Source organism: Pseudomonas sp. 9Ag (genome assembly GCF_902506445.1).
GTDB lineage: Bacteria > Pseudomonadota > Gammaproteobacteria > Pseudomonadales > Pseudomonadaceae > Stutzerimonas > Stutzerimonas stutzeri_AB.
In genome coordinates this window covers 668,955-693,216 of record NZ_LR733836.1, presented here as the reverse complement: position 1 = coordinate 693,216, position 24,262 = coordinate 668,955, and the positions used below count along the sequence as shown (strand labels likewise).

The following is a 24,262-nucleotide window of genomic DNA, read 5'->3' as shown; positions in this document are numbered from 1 at the left end:
GCTCGCAGCGCGCACGGGTTAGCCGATGCGCTTTAGCGCATCGAGCAATGCCTGATTTTGCTCCGGCGCCCCGACACTGATCCGCAGAAACTGGTCGATTCGCCCCATCTTGAAATGCCGCACGATGACGCCGTGCTCGCGCAGCCCGGCCGCCAGCGCAGCAGCATCGTGCTGCGGATGGCGCGCGAAGATGAAGTTCGCCGCCGAGGGCAGTACCTCAAAGCCCAACGCCTGCATCGCTACCGTGACGGCCTCACGACTCGCAATCACCTGCTGACAGGTCTGCTCGAAATAGGCGCGATCTTCGAATGCTGCCGCTGCGCCGGCAATGGCAATACGGTCTAACGGATAAGAGTTGAAACTGTTCTTGATGCGCTCCAGCGCCTCGATCAGATCCGGATGCCCTACCGCCAGACCGACTCGCAGCCCTGCCAGGGAGCGCGATTTGGAAAGCGTCTGGGTGACCAGCAGGTTCGGGTAGCGGTCCACTAGCGCGATTGCTGACTCACCGCCAAAGTCGATGTAGGCCTCGTCGACCACAACCACCGAATCGGGGTTTGCCTGCAGCAGCTGCTCAATCGCCTCAAGCGCCAGCAAGCAACCCGTCGGCGCGTTGGGATTGGGGAAAATGATGCCCCCGTTGGGCCGGGCGTAATCGGCTACCTCGATCTGAAAACGGTCGTCCAGCGCGATGGTCTCGTAGTCGATGCCATACAGGCCGCAATAGACCGGGTAGAAGCTGTAGGTCACATCGGGGAACAGCAGCGGCTTGCCATGCTGGAACAGCCCGTGGAAAACGTGGGCGAGCACCTCGTCGGAGCCATTGCCGACGAAAACCTGCTCAGGGCGAACGTGGTAGTAATCAGCAACAGCGCGCTTGAGGCGCTCGCCGTTCGGATCGGGATACAACCGCAGGTTGTCATTCAGCTCGGCCTGCATCGCTGCAAGCGCCTTGGGCGAGGGGCCGTAGGGGTTCTCATTGGTGTTGAGCTTGACCAGATTGGTCAGCTTTGGCTGCTCACCTGGCACATAGGGAACCAGCGCCTTGACGAAGGGGCTCCAGAATTTGCTCATCCGCCCTTCTCTCCTCAGAAAATGATCGATTTGCCGCCAGTGGAAGCGACGAACAGCTCCCTACCGGTGGGGCTGGCAAAACAGAACAAGCGAAGCCTCGACCGCTCCGCTTGGTTGCGACGCTCAGTTAGCCCTTGATTCGGTACTCGGCGCTGCGGGCGTGAGCGGTAAGCGACTCGCCGCGCGCCAGCACCGAGGCGACCTTGCCCAACTCGGACGCACCTTCGGCCGAACAGTTGATGATCGACGAGCGCTTCTGGAAATCGTAAACACCCAAGGGTGACGAGAAGCGCGCAGTGCCCGACGTCGGCAGGACGTGATTCGGGCCTGCGCAATAGTCGCCCAGCGCCTCGGCCGTGTAGCGGCCCATGAAGATCGCCCCTGCATGTCGAATCTGCGGCAACCACGCATCGGGATCAGCCACCGACAGCTCGAGGTGCTCCGGCGCAATGCGGTTAGCGACATCGATCGCCTGCTGCATGTCGGCAACCTGAATCAATGCCCCGCGCCCCTGCAGCGAGGCGCGAGCGATCTCGCTACGCTCAAGGCTGGGCAGCAAACGGGAAATGCTTTCAGCAACACGATCAAGAAAAGCTGCATCCGGACTGACCAGTATCGACTGCGCATCCTCGTCGTGCTCGGCCTGGGAAAACAGATCCATAGCGATCCAGTCGGGATCGGTCTGACCGTCGCACACCACCAGGATCTCGGAAGGGCCAGCGATCATATCGATGCCGACTTTGCCGAATACGTGACGCTTGGCCGTCGCGACGTAGATGTTGCCAGGCCCGACGATCTTGTCGACTGGCGGCACGCTTTCGGTCCCGTAGGCCAGCGCCGCGACGGCTTGAGCGCCACCGATGGTGAATACCCGGTCGACGCCAGCAATGCACGCCGCTGCCAAGACCAGTTCGTTGATCTCACCGCGAGGCGTGGGGACCACCATCACGACTTCCGGCACCCCGGCAACCTTTGCCGGAATGGCGTTCATCAAAACTGATGAAGGATAAGATGCTTTGCCACCCGGCACGTAAAGCCCCGCGCGATCGAGCGGCGTCACCTTCTGACCAAGCACGGTGCCGTCAGCTTCGGTGTAGGTCCAGGAGTCCTGTTTTTGCTTTTCATGGTAGATGCGGACACGCTCAGCGGCGGCTTCCAACGCCTGACGCTGAGCCAGGCTGATCCGCGTCAGCGCCAGTTCAAGCCGTTCGCGCGGCAGAATCAGGTCAGCCATGGAGGCGACTTCAAGGCCGTCGAAGCGCTGGGTCAGCTCCACCAACGCGTCATCACCACGCTCGCGTACTGCCCTGATAATGTCCAACACACGCTGATTGACGCCATCATCAGACACGCTTTCCCAGCTCAGCAGATGATCCAGATGTCGCGCGAAATCGGGATCAGCAGCATTGAGTCGGCGGATGTCGATGGGAGCAGTCATAACGGGCCTCATGAAGGGATGAGTACAGCGATGGTCAGGCGCCCTAGATTAACAAGCCGACCGCGCGGGCACCTAAAAATTTAGGCTGTGACGCGCATCGGCTGGCCGGCCGCGAACCGTCCGGCCTTTGATCAATCGTGGTGTGCAATGGCGCTCTGGAGCGCATCGATCAAGGCCTGGATGCGCGCATGCTGCATTTTCATCGAGGCCTTGTTGACCACCAGACGCGAGCTGATCATTGCGATCAGCTCCTGAGGCTCCAATCCATTGGCGCGCAGCGTATTGCCGGTGTCGACAACGTCAATGATCTTGTCTGCCAATCCCACCAGCGGCGCGAGTTCCATAGAGCCGTAAAGCTTGATGATGTCGACCTGCCGCCCTTGCTCGGCGTAATAGCGCTTGGCAACGTTGACGAATTTAGTCGCGACTCGCAGTCGTCCCTTGGGCTCTGCTGCGCCAACCTTTCCAGCCGTCATCAGCTTGCAGTTGGCGATCTGCAGGTCGAGAGGCTCGTATAGCCCTTGCCCGCCATATTCCATCAGCACGTCCTTGCCCGCGACGCCGAGATCAGCTGCGCCGTGCTCGACATAGGTCGGCACATCGGTGGCCCGCACGATCAGCAGACGCACGTCGTCCTGCGTCGTCGGGATGATCAGCTTGCGGCTTTTTTCCGGGTTCTCGGTGGGAACGATACCGGCCGCCGCAAGCAACGGCAGGGTATCGTCGAGGATGCGGCCTTTGGACAGGGCGATGGTGAGCATTAACGGTTTATTCCTTGAAGCCTATTGATGACGACCTTGGCAGCGGCCCGCACAGGTGCAGCAGGTCTCGGCCCTGGCCGCCAGCAGTGAGCCGGCGGCCTATTCCGGCAGCTAGCCCGGGACGCGGCGAATCTTGGCGCCCAACAATTGCAGCTTTTCCTCGATGCACTCGTAACCGCGGTCGATGTGGTAGATGCGGTCGATCAAGGTATCGCCCTCAGCCACCAGGCCCGCGATGACCAGGCTCGCTGACGCGCGTAGGTCGGTCGCCATGACCGGAGCACCTTTAAGCTTGGGTACACCGGTCACAATAGCGGTATTGCCTTCGACGAGAATCTGCGAGCCCATGCGATTCATTTCGTAGACGTGCATGAAGCGGTTCTCGAACACGGTCTCGATAACTGTCCCAGTGCCTTCAGCAACCGCATTCATGGCAATGAACTGCGCCTGCATGTCGGTCGGAAAAGCCGGGTACGGCGCTGTGCGGAGATTTACCGCTTTGGGCCGATTGCCCTTCATGTCGAGCTCGATCCAGTTGCTGCCAGTATCGATGTGGGCACCGGCCTCCTCGAGCTTGTGCAACACCGCCTCAAGCAAGGTTGCATCGGTGTCCTTGAGCTTTACCCGTCCGCCGGTAGCGGCAGCAGCCACGAGATAGGTGCCAGTCTCGATGCGGTCGGGCATCACGCTGTACCGGCCGCCCCCCAGACGCTTCACGCCGTCGATGGTGATGGTATCGGTGCCGGCGCCGGAGATCTGCGCACCCATGGCGTTGAGGAAGTTGGCCAGGTCGACCACCTCCGGCTCACGCGCGGCGTTCTCCAGCACGGAACGGCCGTTGGCCAGTGCCGCGGCCATCATGATGTTCTCGGTACCGGTGACGCTGACGATGTCGAAGAAGAAGTGGGCACCGCGCAAGCCACCGGCTGGCGCCTTGGCTTTGATGTAGCCGCCCTCGACGTCGATCTGAGCGCCCATCGCCTCCAGACCGCGAATGTGCAGATCCACAGGACGCGAACCAATGGCACAACCGCCAGGCAGTGCCACTTCGGCTTCGCCGAACCGAGCCACCATTGGTCCCAGAACGAGGATCGAAGCCCGCATGGTCTTGACCAGCTCGTACGGCGCGACCAGTGTCTGGATGCTGCTGGCGTCGACTTCAACGCTGAGTTTTTCGTCGATAACCGGTTGCACGCCCATGCGACCGAACAGCTCGATCATGGTGGTGATGTCGTGCAGGTGCGGCAGGTTGCAGACGGTCACCGGGGTGTCGGCCAGTAAGGTAGCGGCCAAAATCGGGAGAGCCGAGTTCTTCGCGCCGGAGATGCGAATCTCGCCATTGAGGCGGGCACCGCCGGTAATGATCAATTTATCCATGAATGTTCCCGTAACCCGCAGGCTCGAAGCACTGGCGAAGAAGAGCCGTGCGCGATATCAGCAATCGCGCGCGGACGGAGAGATGCCTGTAGTGACCGGCAATCAGCTGCGCGCAAGCCAGTCGGCACGACTGAAGAATTTCATCGTAACGGCGTGGATGCTGCCATCCGCAATCCACGGATTGAGATGTGCATAAATTTGCTGCTGACGCTTGACCGGGCTCAGGCCTGCCAATTCGTCGCTGATCACATTCAACTGGAAGTTGCAGCCCTCGCCTTCGACTTCCACCTGAGCGCCTGAAAGTTTTTCTTCCAGGAAATTCTTAACTTCTACGGCCTGCATGTTCAACCTCGATCGGCGCCGGACGCGCACGGCCGGCCATCATACAAAAAAGCCCGGAGACTGCGAACCCCGCAGCCACGCTGGCTGACGAAGCCGCATATCAGTCGAGCGTTTCGGCATCGGCGTCACGCCGCTGCGGATGCCGGCTGGCTGGCGTTACAGCGGGAAAACGGGATGACGCGAAGCGCACCACCAGGATAGCCACCGCCAGTAGCAGGATTGCTCCGGAAATATAGACGACACCCATGTCCGGACGGTGATGGTGCGAGACATCAGAGATCAGCAGCCGGGTCAATGCTGTGATTGCCACATAGATCAAGAACCGCACCGGCATGTGGTTGGTCTTGAAATAAATACCCACCATCGCACCGAGTTCGAGATAGATGAACAGCAGCAGAATGTCATCAACGCTGATGCTGCCCTTTTCCACCATCCCCAGAAACGCGACTAGACCAGCCCAGGCGGTCACAGCTCCAATCGCGAACAGCGACAGGTAGTGGAAGGTCTCGACCAGAAGATTACCCAATGACTCGGCGGCCGAATGCACCTTGGCCCGCGTCGATTCCGCCCAGCGCAGCAACATCAGACAGCTCCCTCTGTTTCGCTCGCAAACGAAAAGACATCAAGCAAACCGGACACCCGGGCGAGCTCCCGCATATCTCCAGGCAGCCCGGTAACGACGAGCTCATCGCCCTGTTTCTGCGCGTCGCGCGTGAAAGCCAGCAGCAACGACAAGCCGACACTGCTGGATCGCTCAACCGCACTGCAATCAACCGAGATACGTGTGCCCTTGGCCTGACGAATCAGTGCCTGGCCTTGCCGTCGCAGAGCCGGGCCGGACTGGTAGTCAAGCACGCCGGCCAGGCGAAGCTCACCGCCAGCGCCTCGCTCAACCCGTCCGTCACTCATCGCCCGCCGCCCGCTGGCCCGCCTCGGTGTCCTTGGCGCGCGCCACCACCTCGGACCAGCCATCGATGGTCTTGTCCAGGTCGCCGTTGTTTTTCTGCATGGCGTCGGCAAATTGGTCACGGAACAGTTTGCCGATGTTGATGCCGTTGATGATCACGTTGCGAACCATCCAATTCCCGCCATGATTGACCATGGTGTAGGAGACCGGATAGATCTCGCCCTGGCGACCGGTCACCTCCATGCCGACACTGGTGCGCTCGGGATCCTGCCTGCCACTGGCGGGCAGGACCTTGATCTGCTGATTGTTGTATTCCAGCAACGCGTTTCCATAGAACTGCATCAGGCTGCGCTTGAAGTTTTCCTGGAAGCGCGTCATCTGCGCCGGAGTGGCATTGCGCGAGTACTTCACAGTCATGATGCTCCGTGAAATCCCTTCGGCATCCACCACCGGCCCGAGAATGTCGTTGAGCGAATCGTAGAACGCACTAGGGTCCTGCCGATACTGCTCCTTGTTTGCCTTGAGATCGGCAAGCAGTTCGTCGGTGGTCCGTTGGATCACCTCATGGGCGCTAGGCGCCGCCTGGACCAGCAGTGGAAAGGCCGCCAGCAGTACCAGCAAACCGCGACGCAGGGCAGTCATCATGGGGTTGCACCTCACTCTTTATTGACCGAATTGAGTAGAAACTTGCCGATCAGCTCTTCCAGCACCAAAGAGGACTGGGTATCGCGGATCGTATCGCCATCACCAAGCGTTTCTTCTTCACCACCGACGCTGATGCCGACGTATTTCTCGCCGAGCAACCCGGCCGTCAGGATCGAAGCGGTTGAGTCCGTCGGCAGGATATCGACGTCTTTCTGAACCTCCAGCGTGACACGTCCCGTATAGCTTTCGCGGTCCAGATCGATGGCGGTCACCTTACCGATGGTCACGCCAGCCATGGTGACCTTGGATCGGACACTCAGACCGGCAATATTGTCGAAATAGGCATAAAGCTTGTAGGTGTCGGTACTGTCGACGTTCAGGCCACTGACCCGCAGCGACAGCAACAGCAAGGCCAGAACGCCCGCCAGCAGGAACAGACCAACACCTATTTCCAGGGTGCGGATACGCATCAAAAATCTCCAAACATCAAGGCGGTCAGAATAAAGTCGAGGCCGAGCACGGCCAGCGAGGCATAGACGACGGTTCGTGTGGTGGCGCGACTGATGCCTTCGGAAGTGGGCTCGCAGTCATAGCCCTGAAACACCGCGATCCAGGTCACCACAACGGCGAATACCAGGCTCTTGACGACGCCGTTGAGCACGTCAGTGGCAAAGACAACACTGTTCTGCATGTTGGCCCAGAACGAGCCTTCGTAAACTCCGAGCCAGTCCACCGCAACCATAGCCCCGCCCCAGATGCCGACCACGTTGAAAATCAGGGTGAGCAATGGCAGGGATATGAAGCCGGCCCATAGTCGCGGTGCGACGATGTACTTCAACGGATCGACACCGATCATTTCCAGACTGGACAGCTGCTCGGTGGACTTCATGTTGCCGATTTCGGCTGCCAACGCGGATCCCGCGCGGCCGGCGAACAACAGCGCGGTGACCACAGGTCCCAATTCGCGCAATAGCGTAAGCGCCACCATCTGCCCAACGGCCTGCTCAGAGCCATAGCTGCTGAGAATGCTATAGCCCTGAAGGGCCAGCACCATGCCGATGAACACACCGGAGACCACAACAATCGCAAGCGAGAGCACACCTACGGAATAGAGCTGCCGCACCAACAGCGAAAATCGATTATCCAGGCCACTGGGACCGAACAAGGCGTGAAAAAGAAACAGTGTCGCACGCCCCAGCGCTGCGACCACATTCATTCCACCCTCACCAACCAGACGGATCCGTTCGATCAAGGAACGCTTACGCATCGGTGCCTCGCAACAGATCATCGGCATACGCCGGCGCCGGAAAGTGGAAAGGCACGGGACCATCCGCAGCCCCCTTCATGAACTGCCGAATCCGAGGATTGGTCGACTCGTGAAGCTCTGCCGGCGTGCCCTGCCCCAGTACCTGGGCGTCTCCCACCACATAGATGTAGTCAGCGATGCTCGCCGTTTCGGCCAAATCGTGGGAGACAACGATGCTGGTGATCCCCAGCGCGTCGGTAAGCAATCGAATCAGCTGCACCAGAACGCCCATGGCGATGGGGTCCTGGCCCGCGAACGGCTCGTCGTACATCAGAATCTGAGGATCCAGCGCAATCGCGCGCGCCAACGCTACCCGCCGCTTCATCCCTCCCGACAGCTCTTCGGGCATCAGCTCGACCGCGCCGCGCAAGCCAACCGCCTGAAGCTTCATCAGAACGATGTCGCGGATCATCTCTTCAGGCAGTTTGGTATGAACGCGCAGCGGAAAGGCGACGTTTTCGAACACATCGAGGTCCGTGAACAAGGCGCCGCTCTGGAAGAGCACACCCATCTGCTTGCGCATGTCGAACAGCTCGCGGCGCGACAGCGTCGGCAAATTGGTGCCCGCCACCCAGACCTCGCCATGGGTCGGTTTGAGTTGGGCAGCGATCAGGCGCAGCAACGTAGTCTTGCCGCAGCCGGAAGGGCCCATGATGGCCGTGACCTTGCCGCGGGGAATGACTATGTCAACGTTATTGAAAATGCTCCGCTCACCGCGCTTGAAGGTGACACCCTTCAGCTCGACGGCGTTAGCGTTGGCGGCGCTCATTGGATCTCCTCGGATACAGCCTGCGAATCAGACGCCCTCCGCTCTTTCGGAGGTACTTCGCAGAGCCGTTTTTAGCGGCGCGAACTATAGCACCGCGCTATGGGCCTCCCAAGCCAGTCTCTGTATCGATGCATGAGCGAGCGCACATTTGTTCAGCCTGGGTTCAGTTACAGGCGCGACGATCAGCACGACGCTTTTCAGTGGGCAGTGCGAGGTTTGCCGCTATAATCGCGCGTTTTCATTCAGGCGATCACAGACATGAGCCAGAGCAGCCAGCTGATCGAGACTGCCCAGCGCACCATTCGCATGGAAATTGAGGCGGTGGAGCAACTCAGCACACGCATCGATGAACATTTCGTCAAAGCCTGCGAGCTCATCCTGCAGTGCAAGGGCCGCGTCGTCGTCGTCGGCATGGGTAAGTCTGGGCACGTCGGCAACAAGATCGCCGCCACGCTCGCCAGCACCGGCACCACGGCATTCTTCGTCCACCCAGCCGAGGCCAGCCACGGTGACATGGGCATGATCACGCATGACGACGTGGTGCTGGCCCTGTCCAATTCAGGGACCACCAGCGAAATCGTGACATTACTGCCGCTGATCAAGCGCCTCGGTATCACCCTGATCAGCATGACCGGCAATCCCGAGTCGGTGCTTGCCAAGGCAGCGGCGGTCAACATCGATGCGAGCGTCGCCATCGAGGCCTGCCCGCTGAACCTGGCACCGACTTCATCGACCACTGTCAGCCTGGTACTCGGTGACGCGCTGGCAATCGCGCTATTGGAAGCACGCGGTTTCACCGCCGAGGACTTCGCTTTTTCACACCCGGGCGGCGCATTGGGCAGACGCCTTCTGCTGAAAGTTGAGCACGTGATGCATGCTGGTGATCGTCTACCTCTGATCAGCCGCGGCACATCGCTGCGCGAAGCCTTGTTGGAAATGACTCAAAAAGGCCTCGGCATGACGGCGGTCGTGGAGGCAGACGGCCGCCTGGCCGGAATCTTCACCGATGGCGACCTACGCCGCACGCTGGACAAGGGCATCGACGTTCGCCAGGCAAGCATCGATCAGGTCATGACGCTTCACGGCAAGACAGCGCATGCCGACATGCTTGCCGCCGAAGCATTGAAAATCATGGAAGACAACAAGATCAACGCGCTGGTGGTGGTTGACGAAAACGACCGGCCAATCGGTGCGCTGAACATGCACGATCTATTGCGCGCAGGGGTGATGTAAGTGAACGATCTGCTACGACGTGCTCGCGACATTCGCCTGGCCATATTTGATGTGGACGGCGTGCTAACCGACGGCAAGCTGTACTTTCTTGTCGACGGCAGCGAATTCAAGACGTTCAATACCTTGGACGGCCACGGCATCAAGATGCTGATCAACTCCGGCGTACGCACCGCGATCATCAGCGGCCGCAAGACGCCTGTGGTTGAGCGCCGGGCGCAAAACCTGGGCATTCAGCACCTGTATCAGGGACGTGAAGACAAGCTGGTGGTGCTCGACGAATTGCTCGGCGAACTCGGTCTCGACTACGCTGAAGTCGCCTACCTAGGCGATGACCTGCCTGACCTGCCGGTAATGCGCCGGGTAGGCCTGGGCATGGCCGTCGCCAGTGCCGATGCGTTCGTTCGCCAGCATGCCCACGGCGTGACAGCCGCCCGTGGTGGCGAGGGCGCGGCGCGAGAGTTCTGCGAACTGATCATGCGCGCCCAGGGCAATCTCGATGCGGCTCAGGCCGCTTACCTCTAGAGGCAACCATGCTAAGCAGGCTCCGCTTCCCCGCCACTCTGCTGCTGATCGCACTGCTTCTGGTCGCGATCGGCTACTGGAACGTTCGCCCTGAGAGCTTTATGCAGGAGGCGCCGATAACCCAGGGCATAGAATCGCCCATTGACTTCTACGTCACCAATTCACGCACAGTCCAATACCAGCCGGACGGCAAGCGTAACTATGAGCTGACTGCGGAAAAGGTAGAGCATATCAAGGCCAGCGATGTCAGCTTACTGACCCGCCCGGACCTGCGCTCCTTTCGCGGTTCCGAGCTGCCGTGGCATGTCACCAGTGAACGCGGCGAGGTCGGCCCGCAAGGCAAGGAAGTTGAGTTGATCGATAACGTCAAGGTCGAACGCAACGATGCCAAGGGGCGCCCGACCATCATCACTACCAGCCGGATGACCGTCCTTCCCGAGAAGGATTATGCCGAGACTAGGCAACCCGTTAGAATCGTCGCCGCAAACGGTGTGACGACCGCTACGGGCATGAAAGCGTATCTAGACGAAGGCAGGATGCTCCTGCTATCCAACGTAAGAGGCCAGCATGAGCTGCGTTAAGACCCTCCCCCTCCTGATCGGTTTAGGCATTTTTTTACTTGGCGCGAACGCCCACGCACTTCCCGAGGATCGCAACCAGCCTATCCGTGTTCAGGCCGATACCGCTGAGCTGGACGACCGGCAAGGCGTAGCCGTGTACCGCGGCGACGTGGTCATTAGCCAGGGAACAATGAAGATCACAGGCGACACTGTGACCATCACTCAGAACCAGAATGGCGATGTCGAGGTGTTCACCTCCATCGGCAAACCGGCCTACTACGAACAGAAACCGGCTGCAGACAAGGAGATCGTCAAGGCTTACGGCCTAACGATTCAGTATTTTGCCGCGAACGAACGCATCGTCCTGATCGACCAGGCCAAGGTCGTCCAGGAAGGCAATACCTTCGAAGGCGAGAAGATCGTCTATGACACCCAGCGACAGATCGTCAATGCTGGTCGCGCCACCAATGCCGATGTCACCACACCCCGCCCACGCGTGGACATGGTTATCCAGCCTCGCAAGAAAGAGCCGGCAACGGAGCAGCCCGAGTAATGGCGATTCTCAAGGCCCAGCATTTAGCGAAGAGCTACAAGAGCCGTCAGGTCGTACGTGATGTCAGCCTGTCGATCGAAAGCGGACAGATCGTCGGACTGCTGGGGCCTAACGGCGCCGGCAAAACCACTTGCTTCTACATGATCGTTGGATTGGTCAAAGCCGATCAGGGCCGTATACTGATCGACGACCAAGATGTGACGCACCTCCCCATGCATGGCCGTGCACGCGCGGGCATTGGTTACCTACCGCAGGAAGCATCGATCTTTCGCAAGCTTTCGGTCTCTGACAACATCATGGCCATCCTGGAGACGCGCAAGGACCTTGACCGCAACGGTCGCCAACAGGCCCTGGAAGGTCTGCTGCAGGAATTTCACATCCATCACATCCGCGACAGTCTCGGCATGAGCCTATCGGGTGGCGAACGGCGCCGCGTTGAAATTGCCCGCGCCCTGGCCACGGCGCCCAAGTTCATCCTGCTCGATGAACCCTTTGCCGGCGTTGATCCGATTTCGGTCGGCGACATCAAGCAGATCATCCATCATCTCAAGGCCAAGGGCATCGGCGTCCTAATCACCGATCACAACGTCCGCGAAACTCTGGATATCTGTGAAACCGCCTATATCGTGAATGACGGCCAGTTGATCGCCGAGGGCGATGCAGAGACCATCCTCGCCAACCAACTGGTGAAGGAAGTCTATCTGGGGCACGAATTCCGACTTTGATAGCGGTTTTTTCTGCTCTACGCAGCTACAGGGCTAGGCAAAGGCTTCGTTGCCAGGCATATAATTTGCTTACATCGGCGCGCGGCGCCAGCGAAATCGGAACAGGCGCGGTTGCGCCGGCAAACAAGGTTCGAAGTCCTCTGCCATGAAACCATCGCTAGTCCTGAAGATGGGCCAGCAGCTGACGATGACACCGCAGCTGCAACAAGCCATACGATTGCTCCAGCTATCCACACTCGATCTTCAGCAGGAGATTCAGGAGGCGCTGGATTCCAACCCCATGCTCGAGCGCGAAGAAGACGGAGAAGATTTCGATAACTCCGACCCGATGGCCGAGTCGATCGAAAAGAAAAGCGAAAGCCCGACAACCGACTCGCCCGAGCACAACGAGCCCGATAATCATTACGAGGAGCCCATCAACACGGTGGAGAACCTCGAGGACGGCGATTGGGGCGATCGTATCCCTAACGAGCTTCCAGTCGACACCGCCTGGGAAGACATCTACCAAACCAGCGCCAGCAGCCTGCCGAGCAACGACGATGATGAATGGGATTTCACTACCCGCACATCATCAGGGGAAAGCCTGCAAAGCCACTTGCTCTGGCAGCTCAACCTCGCACCGATGAGCGACACCGACCGTCTCATAGCAGCCACCCTGATCGACTGCATCAACCCCCAGGGTTATCTCGACGAGACGCTCGAGGAAGTCCTCGAGTCGTTTGACCCGGAACTTGAAATCGAACTCGATGAGGTCGAAGTGGTGCTGCGCCGCATCCAGCAGTTCGAGCCCGCTGGCATCGGCGCGCGCGACTTGCGCGAATGCCTGCTGCTGCAGCTTCGCCAGCTCCCCGAGCGTACCGAGTGGCTAAGCGAAGCGGTGCGCTTGGTCAGCGATCACCTGGATACTCTTGGCGCGCGCGACTACAGCCTGCTGATGCGTCGCATGAAGCTCAAAGAAGACGAGCTGCGCCAGATCATCGACTTGATCCAGACCCTCAACCCGCGCCCAGGCTCGCAGATCGAAGCAGGCGAGCCTGAGTATGTCGTGCCTGACGTAATCGTGCGCAAGCACAATGGCCGCTGGTTGGTCGAACTGAATCAGGAGGCGATGCCGCGCCTGCGGGTGAACGCTCAGTATGCCGGGTTCGTCAAACGTGCCGACTCGAGCGCCGACAACACCTTCATGCGCAACCAGCTTCAAGAAGCCCGCTGGTTCATCAAAAGCCTGCTCAGCCGCAACGAAACGCTGATGAAAGTGGCCACCCAGATCGTCGAACACCAGCGTGGCTTTTTCGAACATGGCGACGAAGCCATGAAACCACTGGTGTTGCACGATATCGCCGAAGCGGTGGGCATGCATGAGTCGACGATCTCACGGGTCACCACGCAGAAGTTCATGCACACGCCCCGCGGTATCTACGAACTCAAATACTTCTTCTCGAGCCATGTGAGCACTGCTGAAGGTGGCGAGTGCTCGTCCACCGCCATTCGCGCAATCATCAAGAAACTGGTGGCCGCGGAAAACCAGAAAAAGCCATTGAGCGACAGCAAGATCGCTGGTCTACTGGAGGCACAAGGGATTCAAGTTGCGCGCCGCACCGTAGCCAAGTACCGCGAGTCACTCGGGATCGCCCCCTCAAGCGAGCGCAAGCGGTTGATGTAGCACCAGGCGACCTGGTGGATTTGTTCCGGCGACGGGTGTTCAGCCCGTCAATTCGCACGTGGCAATAGGAGATGCAGTATGCAAGTCAACATCACTGGCCTTCACCTTGAAATCACTGAAGCCCTGCGTGACTACGTCGAGGAGAAATTCGAGCGGATAGAACGCCATTTCGACCGCATCATTGCCGTACAAGTCATCCTTCAAGTCGAAAAACTCAGGCAAAAGGCCGAGGCCACGCTGCACGTAGCGGGGCGAGAGGTCGTTGCCAATGCCGAGCATGAGGATATGTACGCAGCAATCGACTTGCTTGCCGACAAACTCGATCGGCAATTGATCAAACATAAAGAAAAGCAGCTCGACCACCATCAGGGCGCCCTGGCTCGCTGACCCATCATGATCCGTATTGAAAACATACTGACCCCCGGACGCGCCCTGGTTGGCGTTCCGGGCGGCAGCAAAAAGCGCGTTCTGGAACAGATTGCCAAGGTTCTCGGCGCGGACCTGCCCGATATAGACAGCCAAGCGATTTTCGAAAGCTTCATCGCCCGGGAAAAACTTGGCTCTACCGGCTTCGGCAACGGCATCGCAATACCGCACTGCCGTATGCCTGGCTGCACATCACCGCTCAGTGCAGTGTTGAAGCTCGATACACCGGTGGACTTCGACGCCATCGACGGCGCGCCTGTCGACCTCTTGTTTGTATTGTTGGTGCCGGAGGCAGCCACCGACGAACATCTCGAGCTGCTTCGTCAGATTGCAAGCATGCTGGATCGCGAAGAAGTTCGTGACCGGCTGCGCCGGGCCACGTCGGGTCATGAGCTATACCAGGCCGTGGTCGACATCCAGAACGGTCACTAGGGCGCAGCAACCCTCCATCGCCCATCGCTGAGTGAGGAAAAAGACGTGCCCCCTATCTGCCTGCACACAACCTGCTGCGGCTACGCGCAGCAATCTCCTCGTGGCCGAGCTCGGCCTATCGGCGCTGCTCGATGCGCCTGATCATCGTCAGTGGGCGCTCTGGGTCCGGCAAAAGCACTGCCTTGGACGTACTTGAGGACAATGGTTTCTACTGCATCGACAACCTTCCCGCCGGCCTTCTACCAGAGCTGGCGGAAAGGGCCCTGTTGCACACAGAGTTGCTGCAGCCCCAAGTCGCAGTGTCGATCGACGCGCGCAACCTGCCGAGTCAGCTGAAACGTTTCCCCGAGCTGCTCGAGGACGTCCGTGCCCGCTACATCCAATGCGATGTGCTTTATCTAGATGCGGCGGACGATACGCTGCTGAAACGCTTTTCGGAGACGCGTCGGCGGCACCCGCTGACCAATCAGAACCGCTCCCTGGCCGAAGCTATCCGTGACGAAGAATTGCTTCTAGCGCCCATCATCGATCATGCCGACCTGAAGATCGACACCACACACCTGAATCTCTATCAGCTACGAGACACGCTAAAGCTGCGCCTGCTGAACAAGCCTGAACCGGGTACCGCTTTTCTCTTCGAGTCCTTCGGTTTCAAGCGAGGCATGCCTGTCGATGCCGACTTGGTGTTTGATGTGCGCTGTTTGCCTAACCCTTACTGGAAAGCCGATCTGCGCGATTTTTCCGGACTGGACCAGCTCGTGATCGACTATCTCGCCGGGCAGGCGGACGTAGAGGAAATGTTTCAGGACATCCTTGCCTACCTGAGCAAATGGCTTCCGCGCTTCGCTGCCAGCAACCGCGCCTATGTCACTGTCGCCATTGGCTGTACCGGTGGGCACCACCGTTCGGTGTATCTGGCCGAGCGGCTGGGCCAAGCGCTGCGCGAACCTCTGAAGAACGTCCAGGTCCGGCATCGCGACCTGGCTTAGGAACCCACATGCCTTCGTGCGAAGTTACCATCATCAACAAGCTTGGCCTGCATGCCCGAGCGGCAGCGAAGTTCGTCGGAGTTGCCAATCAGTTTCCCTGTGACATTCGGGTCGGTCGCAGCCCTGCAAGCAGGGTGGACGGCAAAAGCATCATGGCAGTCATGATGCTTGCCGCCAGCAAAGGCACCACGCTGCACCTGCACACCCAGGGCGACCAGGAGCACGAAGCGCTTGCAGCGCTGATCGCCTTGATCGAAGACTATTTCGAGGAAGGTGAATAACGCTGCTAGCGCGGCCGCTACTTCGAGCCAGATACCTGCCGGCATCTCCTAGTTATTACCTTGTCGCTCTGCATGCCGCTTGCAGCTAATTGCTACTGCCCCGCCACTTTCATTCGCTCGATCAATACCGACCCGGTGTGAATGCTACTGCGCCGTTCAACATCACAACCCACCGCAACGATCTGGCGGAACATGTCTCGCAGGTTGCCCGCAATGGTGACTTCCTGCACAGGAAACTGGATTTCGCCGTTCTCAACCCAGAAGCCGCCAGCACCACGCGAATAGTCCCCGGTCACCAGATTCAAGCCCTGTCCCATCAGCTCGGTGACCAACAACCCGCGGCCCATACGGCGGATAAGCTCAGCCTGGTCCTCGTTACCCTGGGTAACGAACAGGTTATGCACCCCGCCCGCATTGGCGGTGCTGGGCATGCCCAGCTTGCGGCCTGAATAGGTACCCAGCACATAAGAGACCAGCTGGCCATTTTCGACAAACGGCTTGGCATAGGTCGCCAAGCCATCGCTGTCATATGCCGAGCTGGCCAGACCACGTGGCAGAAGCGGTCGCTCGTCCAGATTGAGCCATTCAGGAAACAATACCTCCCCCAGCGCGCCTTCCAGATAGGACGACTGCCGATAGAGATTGCCTCCAGAAATCGCCGCAAGGAAGTGCCCGAAAACCCCCGTAGCAAGCTCTGCAGAAAACAGCACCGGCACATCGCAGGTCGGTACGGGACGCGCGCCCAAGCGGCGAACGGCACGCTCGGCAGCACGCCGACCAATCGACTCCGCAGAGGCCAAGTCACCTGATACCCGGGAGACATCGTAGTGATAATCCCGCTGCATCTGCCCATCGGACTCGGCAATCATCACGCAGCTAAGGCTGTGACGCGAACTGCAGTAAGCCCCGATGAAGCCATTGCTATTGCCATAACCGCGGCAGCCCTGATGCGTGCTCAGGCTGGTACCGTCGGCATTGAGAATGCGTTTGTCCGTGGCGAAGGCCGACGCCTCGCAGCTGAGCGCGAGTTCGATTGCTTGGTCGGGGGCGATCTGCCAGGGATGATAAAGGTCCAAATCCGGCACATCTTGAGCCATCAGTGCCGGGTCGGCGAGCCCGGCAAATTCGTCGGCCGACGCATGTTTGGCAATCGCCAGCGCCGCAGCCACGGTTTCGCGAACCGCTTCGTCGCCGCTGCCGGTGGTGCTCGCCGACCCTTTGCGCTGGCCGACGTAAAGCGTGATACCGAAGCCCTGATCGCGATTGAATTCGACTGTTTCCACTTCCCGCTGACGAACCGTCGTCGACAGACCCTGCTCCATCGAGACCGAGACTTCACAGGCACTGGCCCCTTGTCGGCTGGCCTCTTCTAGGATTTTCGCGACCTGTTCACGCAAGCCTGGCAACGCGTGCGGACCGATACCCTCGACTTCATTCATACATACTCCAACGCTGATTCGATCAAGTTGCAGCCAGCTGTGCTCGGCTGAGCCCCGTCGCCAGGCTGCTGTTATCATGGCGGCATTACCTACTGGACCAGCCCCATGTCTGATATTTCCGATCTCGACGGTTTCGAGGAAAAAAGCAAAACCCAGGTCAAGCGCGAACTGCATGCTCTCCAGGATCTGGGTGAACGCCTTACTACCCTCAAACCCGATGTGCTAGACCGTCTGCCGCTTACCGATGCACTGCGCAAAGCACTCGCTGACTCGTCAAAACACACCGCGCATATCGCGCGCAAACGCCATCTGCAATACATCGGCAAGCTGATGCGTGATCAAGATGTCGACGCCATTCTCGCCCTGGTTGATCAACTCGATGCCTCGACCCGCCAGTACAACGAGCGCTTCCACGCTTTGGAGCGCTGGCGAGACCGCTTGATCGCGGGCAACGACGAGACCCTCGAAGCCTTCCTCACCGAATATCCTGAAACTGACCGTCAGCACCTGCGCAGCCTCATCCGTCATGCCCAGCACGAAGCGGCGCGAAACAAACCGCCGGCGGCCAGCCGCAAGATTTTCAAATACATCCGCGAGCTGGACGAAACCCAACGAGGCTTGCGCTAACCGATAGCGCAGGTCTACTCGCGTCCAGCACGGCGCTTCAGGCCCCGGTTCCTCCGACTGTGATCCCATCGATTTTCACAGTCGGCTGGCCTACACCGACCGGTACCGACTGGCCGTCTTTTCCGCAGGTACCGACGCCGCTGTCCAGCGCCAGATCGTTACCCACCATTGAAACCCTGTTCATGACCTCCGGTCCGTTGCCGATCAGGGTCGCGCCCTTCACCGGCGCGGTAATCTTGCCGTCCTCGATCAGGTACGCCTCGCTGGTCGAAAACACGAACTTGCCGCTGGTGATGTCCACCTGCCCGCCGCCAAGACTCGCGCAGTAGATGCCCTTCTTGACCGAACGAATGATCTCCTCGGGGTCGCTTTCGCCCGCCAGCATGTAGGTGTTGGTCATCCGCGGCATGGGCAGATGTGCATAGGACTCGCGACGCCCGTTTCCGGTAGGGGCAACCCCCATCAAGCGCGCGTTGAGCTTGTCCTGGATATACCCCTTGAGTATTCCGTTCTCGATCAGCGTGGTGCACTGGGTCGGCGTGCCTTCATCGTCGACGCTCAGCGAGCCACGACGATTGGCCAGCGTGCCGTCATCGACGATGGTGCACAACTTGGACGCAACCTGCTGGCCCATCCGGCCGCTATAGGCCGAACTGCCCTTGCGATTGAAGTCGCCTTCCAGCCCATGTCCGACCGCCTCGTGCAGCAAGACCCCGGACCAGCCGGGTGCCAACACCACCGGCAGTGTGCCGGCGGGAGCAGCAATGGCTTCCAGATTCACCAGTGCCTGACGCAGGGCCTCACGGGCATAGCCCATCGCCCGATCCTCGCTGAGGAAATACTCATAACCGGTACGGCCGCCACCGCCCTGGCCGCCGCGCTCGCGACGCCCGTTCTGCTCGACGATGACACTGACATTGAAGCGCACCAGGGGTCTTATGTCGGCTGCCATACCGCCGTCCAGACCGGCCACCAGAATATGCTCCCAGACACCCGCCAGGCTCACCGTGACTTGCTTGATACGCGGATCCAGGGCCCGAGTGGCAACGTCGATCCGCTTGAGCAGCTCGACCTTTTCCGCCCGACCAAGTCCGTCCAGCGGATTATCCTGACCGTACAGCGGCGAAAAAGCGGCTTTGGACAGGACCTTGACGCGCCCCTGCTCACCGCTTCTGGCGATTGATCGCGCCGCCTCGGCGGCTTGCCGTAGCGCTTCAGTGGTGATTGCATTGCTGTAGGCGAAACCGGTCTTCTCGCCGGAGAGCGCGCGAACACCCACGCCCTGCTCAAGATGGAAGCCACCCTCCTTCACGATTCCATCTTCCAGCACCCAGGATTCGGTGACCTGATCCTGGAAATAAAGATCGGCGGCGTCGATGCCTGGGCCCGCCAATTCGCCAAGCAACTCGGGCAGATCATCGAGAGCCAGCCCGCCGGGGGTCAGCAAACGCTCGGTGACAGGTAACAACAGTTCACTCATATCTACTCCAAAGTCCCCGAAACGATACGGGGCGCGGTAAAACGACGATGATCCACCACCGGCATACGTTGACGCGTCGCCGCCTGCTCAGCTGTGTCTCGTCCGACAACCAACGTCGCCTCGCCGACAGCTTGCTCGCTTATCACACGCCCCCAATAATCCACGATAGACGAATGGCCATGGGTCAACCGTCCGCCCGGGTGTTCGCCACCCTGCGCTGCCGCCAGCATATAGCATTGCGTCTCGATAGCCCGCGCACGCAACAACATCTCCCAATGCGCCTGGCCAGTAACGGTGGTGAACGCCGATGGCACACTGATCAGCTCGGCCCCGGCCAGACGCAGGGCCGTATACAGCTCGGCAAAACGCAAGTCGTAACAGACACTCATGCCCAGCCGACCGAACGGCGTATCGACCACCACCAGGCGATCGCCGGCCGCGTAATCATCCGACTCCCTATAGCGACCGCGTGAATCGCTGACCTGCGCATCGAATAGATGCAGCTTGTCGTAGCGCGCCACCTGCTGCCCCTGATCATCAACGAGCAGAGAGCACGCCCTGACCTGTGAACGTGGCTGCCCATCGGCGGGCAGCGGCAAGGTGCCAGCCACTATCCATAACCTGAGGTCTATCGCTGCCTGTTTCAACCACGGAAGAATCGGTCCGGCGCCCTCGGCTTCGGCGCGTCCGACCGCCGGCAGATCGGCTCGCCCCATGGCTGCAAAGTTTTCCGGTAGCACCGCGAGCTGCGCACCCGCTTCAGCGGCGCTTTCCAAAAGCCTTCTGGCGTTAGCGAGATTCGCCTGAATGTCGGCCTGACTGGCCATCTGAATAACCGCGAGGGTCATGTTAGGTGCTCACTTGAACGCAGCGCCCGACTGCCGGAACGAGGCTCAGTTGGGCTTTTCAAAGGGCTTGTCGAAGGTGATCTTTGGCGACTTCCAGGGTCCCTCGACGTTGTATTGAACAGTCGCGAAGCGTGCGACCTTATCGCCAAGCAATTTGTCGACCACAAACAGCGCGCCGCCGATGGCTGGCGCGCCGACAATCAGCGCGGCCAACGGCAGGTTGTTGCTGACCGGGAGTGTCACCAACAGCTTGGCATCGATCCGATCTTCGACAAGATTCAACCGACCGTCTAGCTCCAGGTTGCTGGACGGCCCGTCGACCGTTAGCGGCTCAGCCGTCACGTAAACGCCGTCTGTCGCACGCAACTCGGCCTTGATTCGGTCATAGCTCAACCCCTTGCTGAACAGATCGGAAAAATCCAGCCGCAGCCGTCGACCAATCGAGTCGAAATTCAGCAAACCGAAGACCCGCAGCGCCTGCGCGCCACCATCCACCTCCCTGAGCTGACCTTTACGCAACCGGGCGTCGAGCCGGCCGGAGAATCGATTCAAGGCGAAGAAAGCCGGTGAGCCGGACCAGCCCCCGTCCACGTCCAGCCTGAAGTCCTCGCTTGTGGTCGAAGGAGCAAAACCCCAGGCCTGCAACACGTCGGCCAGATTGCCGCCCGCAAGCCGCCCCTTGTAGGTGGTTCTTTCACCGTCCCATCCGCCGCTCCCCTTGAGCTTGATCCCCTTGAGATCCAGGTCGAGGTCCTGAAATGAGACCCCCTCGGCGCTGGGGCGAATTTTCATTGCGCCCGCCCCCAGCAGCTCATTGCCCAAGAACAACCTGTCTACCGAGATATCCACTGCTGGAAGATCCTTTGGATCGACGCCGGCCAGGCGGTCCTGCGGCGGCGCGTCACCTTCTTTTGGCTCGGCTGCAGGAAAGCGCAAGTGCGAGAGGCCCAACACAATCGGGCGGTCTTCGGCATCCGGCAAGCGGACGTTCCCGGCCACGGTCTCGCTCTGCAAGCCAAGCAGCCACCCCGCAGAACGACGCCGCAAGTCGACACGAAGATCATCAACCTCGGTGCCGAATCCGGAGAAAACGCCTATCTGGAGCTGTGCTCGTCGTAACATCGAGCTACCTGGATTTGTCGCCGCGCCAGCATATTGATCGCTCAACGCCTGCCATTCGCTCAGATCAAACCGCGGCACACTGCCACGCACGTAGAATCCCTGGTCGGTGCGCAGGTTCGCTGCGGCGCCACCGAGCACCAGCTCGCCGCCCCCGTCGCGCCAGTTTTCGCTTGGCGCAACAAAAGTGAGTGCTGCGAGGGCGTCATATCTAAGCGTATAGCGCTGTCGCTCACCGCCAAAGGTCATTCGCAATGTGGTGTCGCGCCGATCCCCAGCTGATTTACCGAAGGGTTCAGGCAACGCCAGAGAGGTTCCCAAGAGCGAAGAATCAACCTGCAGATGATTGTCAGCACTGCTCAGAAAGAGACTCAACCGAACGGGTAGTTGCCCAGACACGGGGACGGGCTGTTCAATCTTTCGCCATGCCAACAAGGGTGACACACCAACTGTTCCTGCCGCCTCGATTCGCGTGGATGGCGTGCCCGGCGCGCCGGTCGCCGTCGCCCTGCCCTTGATCGCACTGCCCAAGGTTTGGCCACTGAACGTCTTCGCGCTGAACCCGCGCTCGCTTTCATAGCGAAAGTCACCCCTTAACGCGTCGACCTGCAGATTCGCCTGTGCAATGAACAGTGAGGCATTGGCGGTGGAAAACTCGGCATCAACCTGAGGCTGTCCGCCTTTTGCCAATGGAATCCCGAGCCTGAGCGTACCGTTCAGGGGCCCATCGCCTCGCCAGTCGGCGAATATCCCGTTTGTGCCGATGGGCGCGACCTGCATCAGGGTCAACGCATCCCGAACATGGCCGTCCACCTGCCCATCGATATCCAGCCTAGGCGGCTGGCCGTCATGGTTGCGGAGAATCTCAGCCGTGGCGTCGTGCACGCGGCTGTCGAGCATCCGGGCCTCCGCGAGGCGCACGCGCACACCGCTGTTCTCGATGAGCACCTCTCCGCGACCGTCACGCAACACTGGCCAACCGGGCTGAAACGCCAGCTCGGCGTCTTTCACCTTGAAATACAGACTCAGGCTGCGCGCTGTGGCAGCCGCTTCGCCGGCCAGCGCACCCTGATACTCGAAATAACCCTGCTCAACGGTGCCGCCTCGAATCGCCGTATTGAGCCACTCGGTCAAAGCCGGGCTTAGCGCCGGCGAACGTGTCGGCAAATATTTTTCGGTGAAGCGCGCATCGCCATCCGAGAGCCCGACACGCAGGTCCATGTAGTCTTCTGCCGCGGGATCGCGCATCAGACGTATCAGGAAATCACCGGCGATATCGCCTTCCTCTCCCTCTACCTGCAAGTAAGGAGCAGCAAGGGTGACCGCCTCATCATCAAGGGCCCAACGAAAGGTCCCACGGGCACGCCGATAGTCCCAGGGACGTGGAAACAGCTTGGCCAGATGCAGCTCGAAATCACGGTTGTCGAAACGCAGCTCTCCGCCGCCCAGGTTGCCTCGTACCGCGCCGCTCACATTGCGTATCGCCGGAACCCATTCATGCGCCGCGATACTGATCGCATCAAGATTGGCAGTGAAAGCCAGACGCTCGTCGCCACCCAGCGCAGGCCGGTAGTCGACCTGCAGATTGCGCAGCGTTCCGCTGGGCCCAAGCCCTTGCAGATATTCACTGGCCCGCTCCGGCAGTGGCATCATTGCCTGGACCAGCTCAGCCACCGGGGCAACAGCGATGCGGTCAGCCAGCAGATGCCAGCTGTCTTTGGCCATGTCTTGCCTGGCAACCAGCGTCGTATCCCGCCAGCGACCTTCCTCGAAGGTAAAAGCCAACCCGTCAAGTTGAAGTCGATAGCCATCGCTCGCGTGATCCAGGTAGGCGTTGACCACCAGATCATTCATCTGCACCGGATCAAGGGACAGCCGACCCAGCCGCAAAGCCGGTGAATTCAGCCGAGCCACCGCCCGGGACAAGCGGCGGTCGTGCCACTCGAACCACATCTCGCCACCCGCCTGGAGTTTTGCGAGGTTCCAGCTGCCCGTCAGACTGGCCGGCAGCCAGTTGGCCCAATCACTTTGCGGCAGGCTGAGGTACAGTTCTGCTCTACTCCCCAGCCAGTCGTTCGACTGAGCCCATGCCTCGGCATGCAAACTAAGGGGCTGGCCGTCAGGTAGCAAAAGACGGCCGTCCAGCCACAGACGCTGCCCTTGGGTTCGCAACTGAAGGTTGGCATAGGTCAAGGTCATCGGCGCTTGATCGTGAGCCTCGACGGTAACCTGGCTGTCCAGCAGCCGCAGACGCCCGACGCTCTGCAACTGGGTGACCAGCTTCTGCAGGTCCGGCGGCGGCTGATCGCCGCGCTCGGGCAGCCCATCGACCCGCCATTGACCGTCAGCGGTTTGCACAATGCTGAGATGAAGGCCGGCAAATTCCACGGTGTCCAGCTTCAGCTGTCGTGCCATGAGACTGCCTGAAACGTCGGGGACCAGTGCCAAGCGATCCAGCCGTACCGCCCCGTCGCCTACACCAAGCATCACGTTGTGCGCCACCAGCTCTGGAGATAAACCCTGCCAGCGGCCTTCCAGCTCGCCGAGCGTAACCGGCATATGGAGCAGGTCGCGAGCGGCGTTCTGTACCTCGAGGCGATATTCAGCCGCCAGCGGCACGAGCTGTCGGCCAAGGCTCACATAGAGCGCAAGCAACATCAGGCCCATTGCACCCAGCCAGAGACTGCGGCGCAATGCGGCGAGTACGAAAGCCAAGAGCCGACTCATACGGAAATGCCCCGCACAC

The 24,262-nt window shown here is 60.0% G+C and carries 26 protein-coding genes; 11 read left to right on the top strand and 15 right to left on the bottom strand.

All coding sequences use genetic code 11. The annotated features are described in order from the left end of the window. Nucleotides 1-18: 18 nt before the first annotated feature. The 11 genes from hisC to ALTERO38_RS03115 all read right to left on the bottom strand — a co-directional run bounded on the left by hisC (nt 19) and on the right by ALTERO38_RS03115 (nt 8,619). Entirely contained in the window at nt 19-1,074 is a 1,056-nt protein-coding gene (gene hisC / locus ALTERO38_RS03165) for a histidinol-phosphate transaminase (protein WP_148925105.1), read from the bottom strand. 127 nt (nt 1,075-1,201) lie between these two features. Then, nucleotides 1,202-2,512, bottom strand: a complete 1,311-nt coding sequence (gene hisD, locus ALTERO38_RS03160) for a histidinol dehydrogenase (RefSeq protein ID WP_159967242.1) — start codon at nt 2,510-2,512, stop codon at nt 1,202-1,204. A 131-nt stretch (nt 2,513-2,643) separates the two neighbouring features. Beyond that, nucleotides 2,644-3,273, bottom strand: coding sequence for an ATP phosphoribosyltransferase (gene hisG / locus ALTERO38_RS03155; RefSeq protein WP_159967241.1), 630 nt, complete (start codon nt 3,271-3,273; stop codon nt 2,644-2,646). Between the two features lie 111 nt (nt 3,274-3,384). Then, nucleotides 3,385-4,650, bottom strand: coding sequence for a UDP-N-acetylglucosamine 1-carboxyvinyltransferase (gene murA, locus ALTERO38_RS03150; protein ID WP_102836869.1), 1,266 nt, complete (start codon nt 4,648-4,650; stop codon nt 3,385-3,387). Between the two features lie 102 nt (nt 4,651-4,752). Next, entirely contained in the window at nt 4,753-4,992 is a 240-nt protein-coding gene (locus ALTERO38_RS03145) for a BolA family protein (protein WP_073298764.1), read from the bottom strand. A 100-nt stretch (nt 4,993-5,092) separates the two neighbouring features. After that, nucleotides 5,093-5,575: a phosphate-starvation-inducible protein PsiE gene (locus tag ALTERO38_RS03140; protein ID WP_102836870.1), complete on the bottom strand. Its 483-nt coding sequence runs from the start codon at nt 5,573-5,575 to the stop codon at nt 5,093-5,095. Continuing rightward, nucleotides 5,575-5,901: a lipid asymmetry maintenance protein MlaB gene (locus tag ALTERO38_RS03135; protein ID WP_102836871.1), complete on the bottom strand. Its 327-nt coding sequence runs from the start codon at nt 5,899-5,901 to the stop codon at nt 5,575-5,577. The genes ALTERO38_RS03140 and ALTERO38_RS03135 overlap by 1 nt, the downstream gene beginning before the upstream one ends. Beyond that, nucleotides 5,894-6,544, bottom strand: a complete 651-nt coding sequence (locus ALTERO38_RS03130) for a phospholipid-binding protein MlaC (RefSeq protein ID WP_102836872.1) — start codon at nt 6,542-6,544, stop codon at nt 5,894-5,896. Before ALTERO38_RS03130 ends, ALTERO38_RS03135 begins: the two co-directional genes overlap by 8 nt. Before the next feature lie 11 nt (nt 6,545-6,555). Beyond that, nucleotides 6,556-7,014, bottom strand: a complete 459-nt coding sequence (gene mlaD, locus ALTERO38_RS03125) for an outer membrane lipid asymmetry maintenance protein MlaD (RefSeq protein WP_019342622.1) — start codon at nt 7,012-7,014, stop codon at nt 6,556-6,558. Further along, nucleotides 7,014-7,811 carry a lipid asymmetry maintenance ABC transporter permease subunit MlaE gene (mlaE, locus tag ALTERO38_RS03120; protein WP_159967240.1) on the bottom strand — a complete coding sequence of 266 codons (798 nt, stop codon included), beginning with the start codon at nt 7,809-7,811 and terminating at the stop codon, nt 7,014-7,016. Before mlaE ends, mlaD begins: the two co-directional genes overlap by 1 nt. Further along, nucleotides 7,804-8,619 (bottom strand): ATP-binding cassette domain-containing protein, encoded by an 816-nt coding sequence (locus ALTERO38_RS03115; protein WP_159967239.1) that lies wholly within the window; start codon nt 8,617-8,619, stop codon nt 7,804-7,806. The genes mlaE and ALTERO38_RS03115 overlap by 8 nt, the downstream gene beginning before the upstream one ends. 258 nt (nt 8,620-8,877) lie before the next feature. Here ALTERO38_RS03115 and ALTERO38_RS03110 point away from each other — a divergent pair, with 258 nt between their 5' ends. From ALTERO38_RS03110 to ALTERO38_RS03065, 10 genes are all read left to right on the top strand, one after another. After that, nucleotides 8,878-9,852: a KpsF/GutQ family sugar-phosphate isomerase gene (locus tag ALTERO38_RS03110; protein ID WP_102836876.1), complete on the top strand. Its 975-nt coding sequence runs from the start codon at nt 8,878-8,880 to the stop codon at nt 9,850-9,852. After that, nucleotides 9,853-10,374, top strand: coding sequence for an HAD family hydrolase (locus tag ALTERO38_RS03105; protein ID WP_102836877.1), 522 nt, complete (start codon nt 9,853-9,855; stop codon nt 10,372-10,374). Between the two features lie 8 nt (nt 10,375-10,382). Then, nucleotides 10,383-10,955, top strand: a complete 573-nt coding sequence (lptC, locus tag ALTERO38_RS03100; protein WP_159967238.1) for an LPS export ABC transporter periplasmic protein LptC — start codon at nt 10,383-10,385, stop codon at nt 10,953-10,955. Next, a complete protein-coding gene (gene lptA / locus ALTERO38_RS03095; RefSeq protein ID WP_159967237.1) occupies nt 10,942-11,487 on the top strand; it encodes a lipopolysaccharide transport periplasmic protein LptA in 546 nt (181 codons plus the stop codon). Before lptC ends, lptA begins: the two co-directional genes overlap by 14 nt. Then, nucleotides 11,487-12,212: an LPS export ABC transporter ATP-binding protein gene (gene lptB / locus ALTERO38_RS03090; protein ID WP_159967236.1), complete on the top strand. Its 726-nt coding sequence runs from the start codon at nt 11,487-11,489 to the stop codon at nt 12,210-12,212. Before lptA ends, lptB begins: the two co-directional genes overlap by 1 nt. Before the next feature lie 145 nt (nt 12,213-12,357). After that, on the top strand, nt 12,358-13,875 hold the full coding sequence (locus ALTERO38_RS03085; RefSeq protein ID WP_159967235.1) for an RNA polymerase factor sigma-54: 1,518 nt from the start codon (nt 12,358-12,360) through the stop codon (nt 13,873-13,875). A gap of 78 nt (nt 13,876-13,953) precedes the next feature. Then, nucleotides 13,954-14,262 carry a ribosome hibernation-promoting factor, HPF/YfiA family gene (hpf, locus tag ALTERO38_RS03080; protein WP_102836882.1) on the top strand — a complete coding sequence of 103 codons (309 nt, stop codon included), beginning with the start codon at nt 13,954-13,956 and terminating at the stop codon, nt 14,260-14,262. Between the two features lie 6 nt (nt 14,263-14,268). Next, nucleotides 14,269-14,733: a PTS IIA-like nitrogen regulatory protein PtsN gene (gene ptsN, locus ALTERO38_RS03075; RefSeq protein ID WP_148925109.1), complete on the top strand. Its 465-nt coding sequence runs from the start codon at nt 14,269-14,271 to the stop codon at nt 14,731-14,733. A 131-nt stretch (nt 14,734-14,864) separates the two neighbouring features. Beyond that, nucleotides 14,865-15,722 carry an RNase adapter RapZ gene (gene rapZ, locus ALTERO38_RS03070; RefSeq protein ID WP_159967234.1) on the top strand — a complete coding sequence of 286 codons (858 nt, stop codon included), beginning with the start codon at nt 14,865-14,867 and terminating at the stop codon, nt 15,720-15,722. 8 nt (nt 15,723-15,730) lie between these two features. Beyond that, nucleotides 15,731-16,003 (top strand): HPr family phosphocarrier protein, encoded by a 273-nt coding sequence (locus ALTERO38_RS03065; RefSeq protein ID WP_102836885.1) that lies wholly within the window; start codon nt 15,731-15,733, stop codon nt 16,001-16,003. Nucleotides 16,004-16,095: 92 nt separating this feature from the next. Here ALTERO38_RS03065 and pmbA read toward each other — a convergent pair whose 3' ends face one another. Continuing rightward, on the bottom strand, nt 16,096-17,442 hold the full coding sequence (gene pmbA, locus ALTERO38_RS03060) for a metalloprotease PmbA (protein ID WP_159967233.1): 1,347 nt from the start codon (nt 17,440-17,442) through the stop codon (nt 16,096-16,098). Nucleotides 17,443-17,547: 105 nt separating this feature from the next. Between pmbA and yjgA the strand changes: the two genes are divergently transcribed. Next, nucleotides 17,548-18,069 carry a ribosome biogenesis factor YjgA gene (gene yjgA, locus ALTERO38_RS03055; RefSeq protein ID WP_159967232.1) on the top strand — a complete coding sequence of 174 codons (522 nt, stop codon included), beginning with the start codon at nt 17,548-17,550 and terminating at the stop codon, nt 18,067-18,069. A 37-nt stretch (nt 18,070-18,106) separates the two neighbouring features. Here the strand turns inward: yjgA and tldD are convergent, their stop codons facing one another. The 3 genes from tldD to ALTERO38_RS03040 are packed head-to-tail and all read right to left on the bottom strand — an operon-like array spanning nt 18,107 to nt 24,243. Further along, nucleotides 18,107-19,549 (bottom strand): metalloprotease TldD, encoded by a 1,443-nt coding sequence (gene tldD, locus ALTERO38_RS03050; protein WP_159967231.1) that lies wholly within the window; start codon nt 19,547-19,549, stop codon nt 18,107-18,109. Nucleotides 19,550-19,551: 2 nt separating this feature from the next. Further along, nucleotides 19,552-20,397 carry a carbon-nitrogen hydrolase family protein gene (locus ALTERO38_RS03045; protein WP_159967230.1) on the bottom strand — a complete coding sequence of 282 codons (846 nt, stop codon included), beginning with the start codon at nt 20,395-20,397 and terminating at the stop codon, nt 19,552-19,554. A 45-nt stretch (nt 20,398-20,442) separates the two neighbouring features. Next, nucleotides 20,443-24,243, bottom strand: a complete 3,801-nt coding sequence (locus tag ALTERO38_RS03040; RefSeq protein WP_159967229.1) for a YhdP family protein — start codon at nt 24,241-24,243, stop codon at nt 20,443-20,445. Between the last annotated feature and the right edge of the window lie 19 nt (nt 24,244-24,262).

Coding starts and splice junctions, on each gene's coding strand:
- lptA (WP_159967237.1), top strand. CDS start 10,942: ATGAGCTGCGTTAAGACCCTCCCCCTCCTGATCGGTTTAGGCATTTTT.
- yjgA (WP_159967232.1), top strand. CDS start 17,548: ATGTCTGATATTTCCGATCTCGACGGTTTCGAGGAAAAAAGCAAAACC.
- tldD (WP_159967231.1), bottom strand. CDS start 19,549: ATGAGTGAACTGTTGTTACCTGTCACCGAGCGTTTGCTGACCCCCGGC.
- ptsN (WP_148925109.1), top strand. CDS start 14,269: ATGATCCGTATTGAAAACATACTGACCCCCGGACGCGCCCTGGTTGGC.
- ALTERO38_RS03135 (WP_102836871.1), bottom strand. CDS start 5,901: ATGAGTGACGGACGGGTTGAGCGAGGCGCTGGCGGTGAGCTTCGCCTG.
- lptC (WP_159967238.1), top strand. CDS start 10,383: ATGCTAAGCAGGCTCCGCTTCCCCGCCACTCTGCTGCTGATCGCACTG.
- ALTERO38_RS03045 (WP_159967230.1), bottom strand. CDS start 20,397: ATGACCCTCGCGGTTATTCAGATGGCCAGTCAGGCCGACATTCAGGCG.
- hisD (WP_159967242.1), bottom strand. CDS start 2,512: ATGACTGCTCCCATCGACATCCGCCGACTCAATGCTGCTGATCCCGAT.
- murA (WP_102836869.1), bottom strand. CDS start 4,650: ATGGATAAATTGATCATTACCGGCGGTGCCCGCCTCAATGGCGAGATT.
- ALTERO38_RS03140 (WP_102836870.1), bottom strand. CDS start 5,575: ATGTTGCTGCGCTGGGCGGAATCGACGCGGGCCAAGGTGCATTCGGCC.
- lptB (WP_159967236.1), top strand. CDS start 11,487: ATGGCGATTCTCAAGGCCCAGCATTTAGCGAAGAGCTACAAGAGCCGT.
- rapZ (WP_159967234.1), top strand. CDS start 14,865: ATGCGCCTGATCATCGTCAGTGGGCGCTCTGGGTCCGGCAAAAGCACT.
- hpf (WP_102836882.1), top strand. CDS start 13,954: ATGCAAGTCAACATCACTGGCCTTCACCTTGAAATCACTGAAGCCCTG.
- ALTERO38_RS03110 (WP_102836876.1), top strand. CDS start 8,878: ATGAGCCAGAGCAGCCAGCTGATCGAGACTGCCCAGCGCACCATTCGC.
- mlaE (WP_159967240.1), bottom strand. CDS start 7,811: ATGCGTAAGCGTTCCTTGATCGAACGGATCCGTCTGGTTGGTGAGGGT.
- ALTERO38_RS03040 (WP_159967229.1), bottom strand. CDS start 24,243: ATGAGTCGGCTCTTGGCTTTCGTACTCGCCGCATTGCGCCGCAGTCTC.
- hisC (WP_148925105.1), bottom strand. CDS start 1,074: ATGAGCAAATTCTGGAGCCCCTTCGTCAAGGCGCTGGTTCCCTATGTG.
- ALTERO38_RS03130 (WP_102836872.1), bottom strand. CDS start 6,544: ATGATGACTGCCCTGCGTCGCGGTTTGCTGGTACTGCTGGCGGCCTTT.
- ALTERO38_RS03115 (WP_159967239.1), bottom strand. CDS start 8,619: ATGAGCGCCGCCAACGCTAACGCCGTCGAGCTGAAGGGTGTCACCTTC.
- ALTERO38_RS03145 (WP_073298764.1), bottom strand. CDS start 4,992: ATGCAGGCCGTAGAAGTTAAGAATTTCCTGGAAGAAAAACTTTCAGGC.
- ALTERO38_RS03085 (WP_159967235.1), top strand. CDS start 12,358: ATGAAACCATCGCTAGTCCTGAAGATGGGCCAGCAGCTGACGATGACA.
- hisG (WP_159967241.1), bottom strand. CDS start 3,273: ATGCTCACCATCGCCCTGTCCAAAGGCCGCATCCTCGACGATACCCTG.
- ALTERO38_RS03065 (WP_102836885.1), top strand. CDS start 15,731: ATGCCTTCGTGCGAAGTTACCATCATCAACAAGCTTGGCCTGCATGCC.
- mlaD (WP_019342622.1), bottom strand. CDS start 7,014: ATGCGTATCCGCACCCTGGAAATAGGTGTTGGTCTGTTCCTGCTGGCG.
- pmbA (WP_159967233.1), bottom strand. CDS start 17,442: ATGAATGAAGTCGAGGGTATCGGTCCGCACGCGTTGCCAGGCTTGCGT.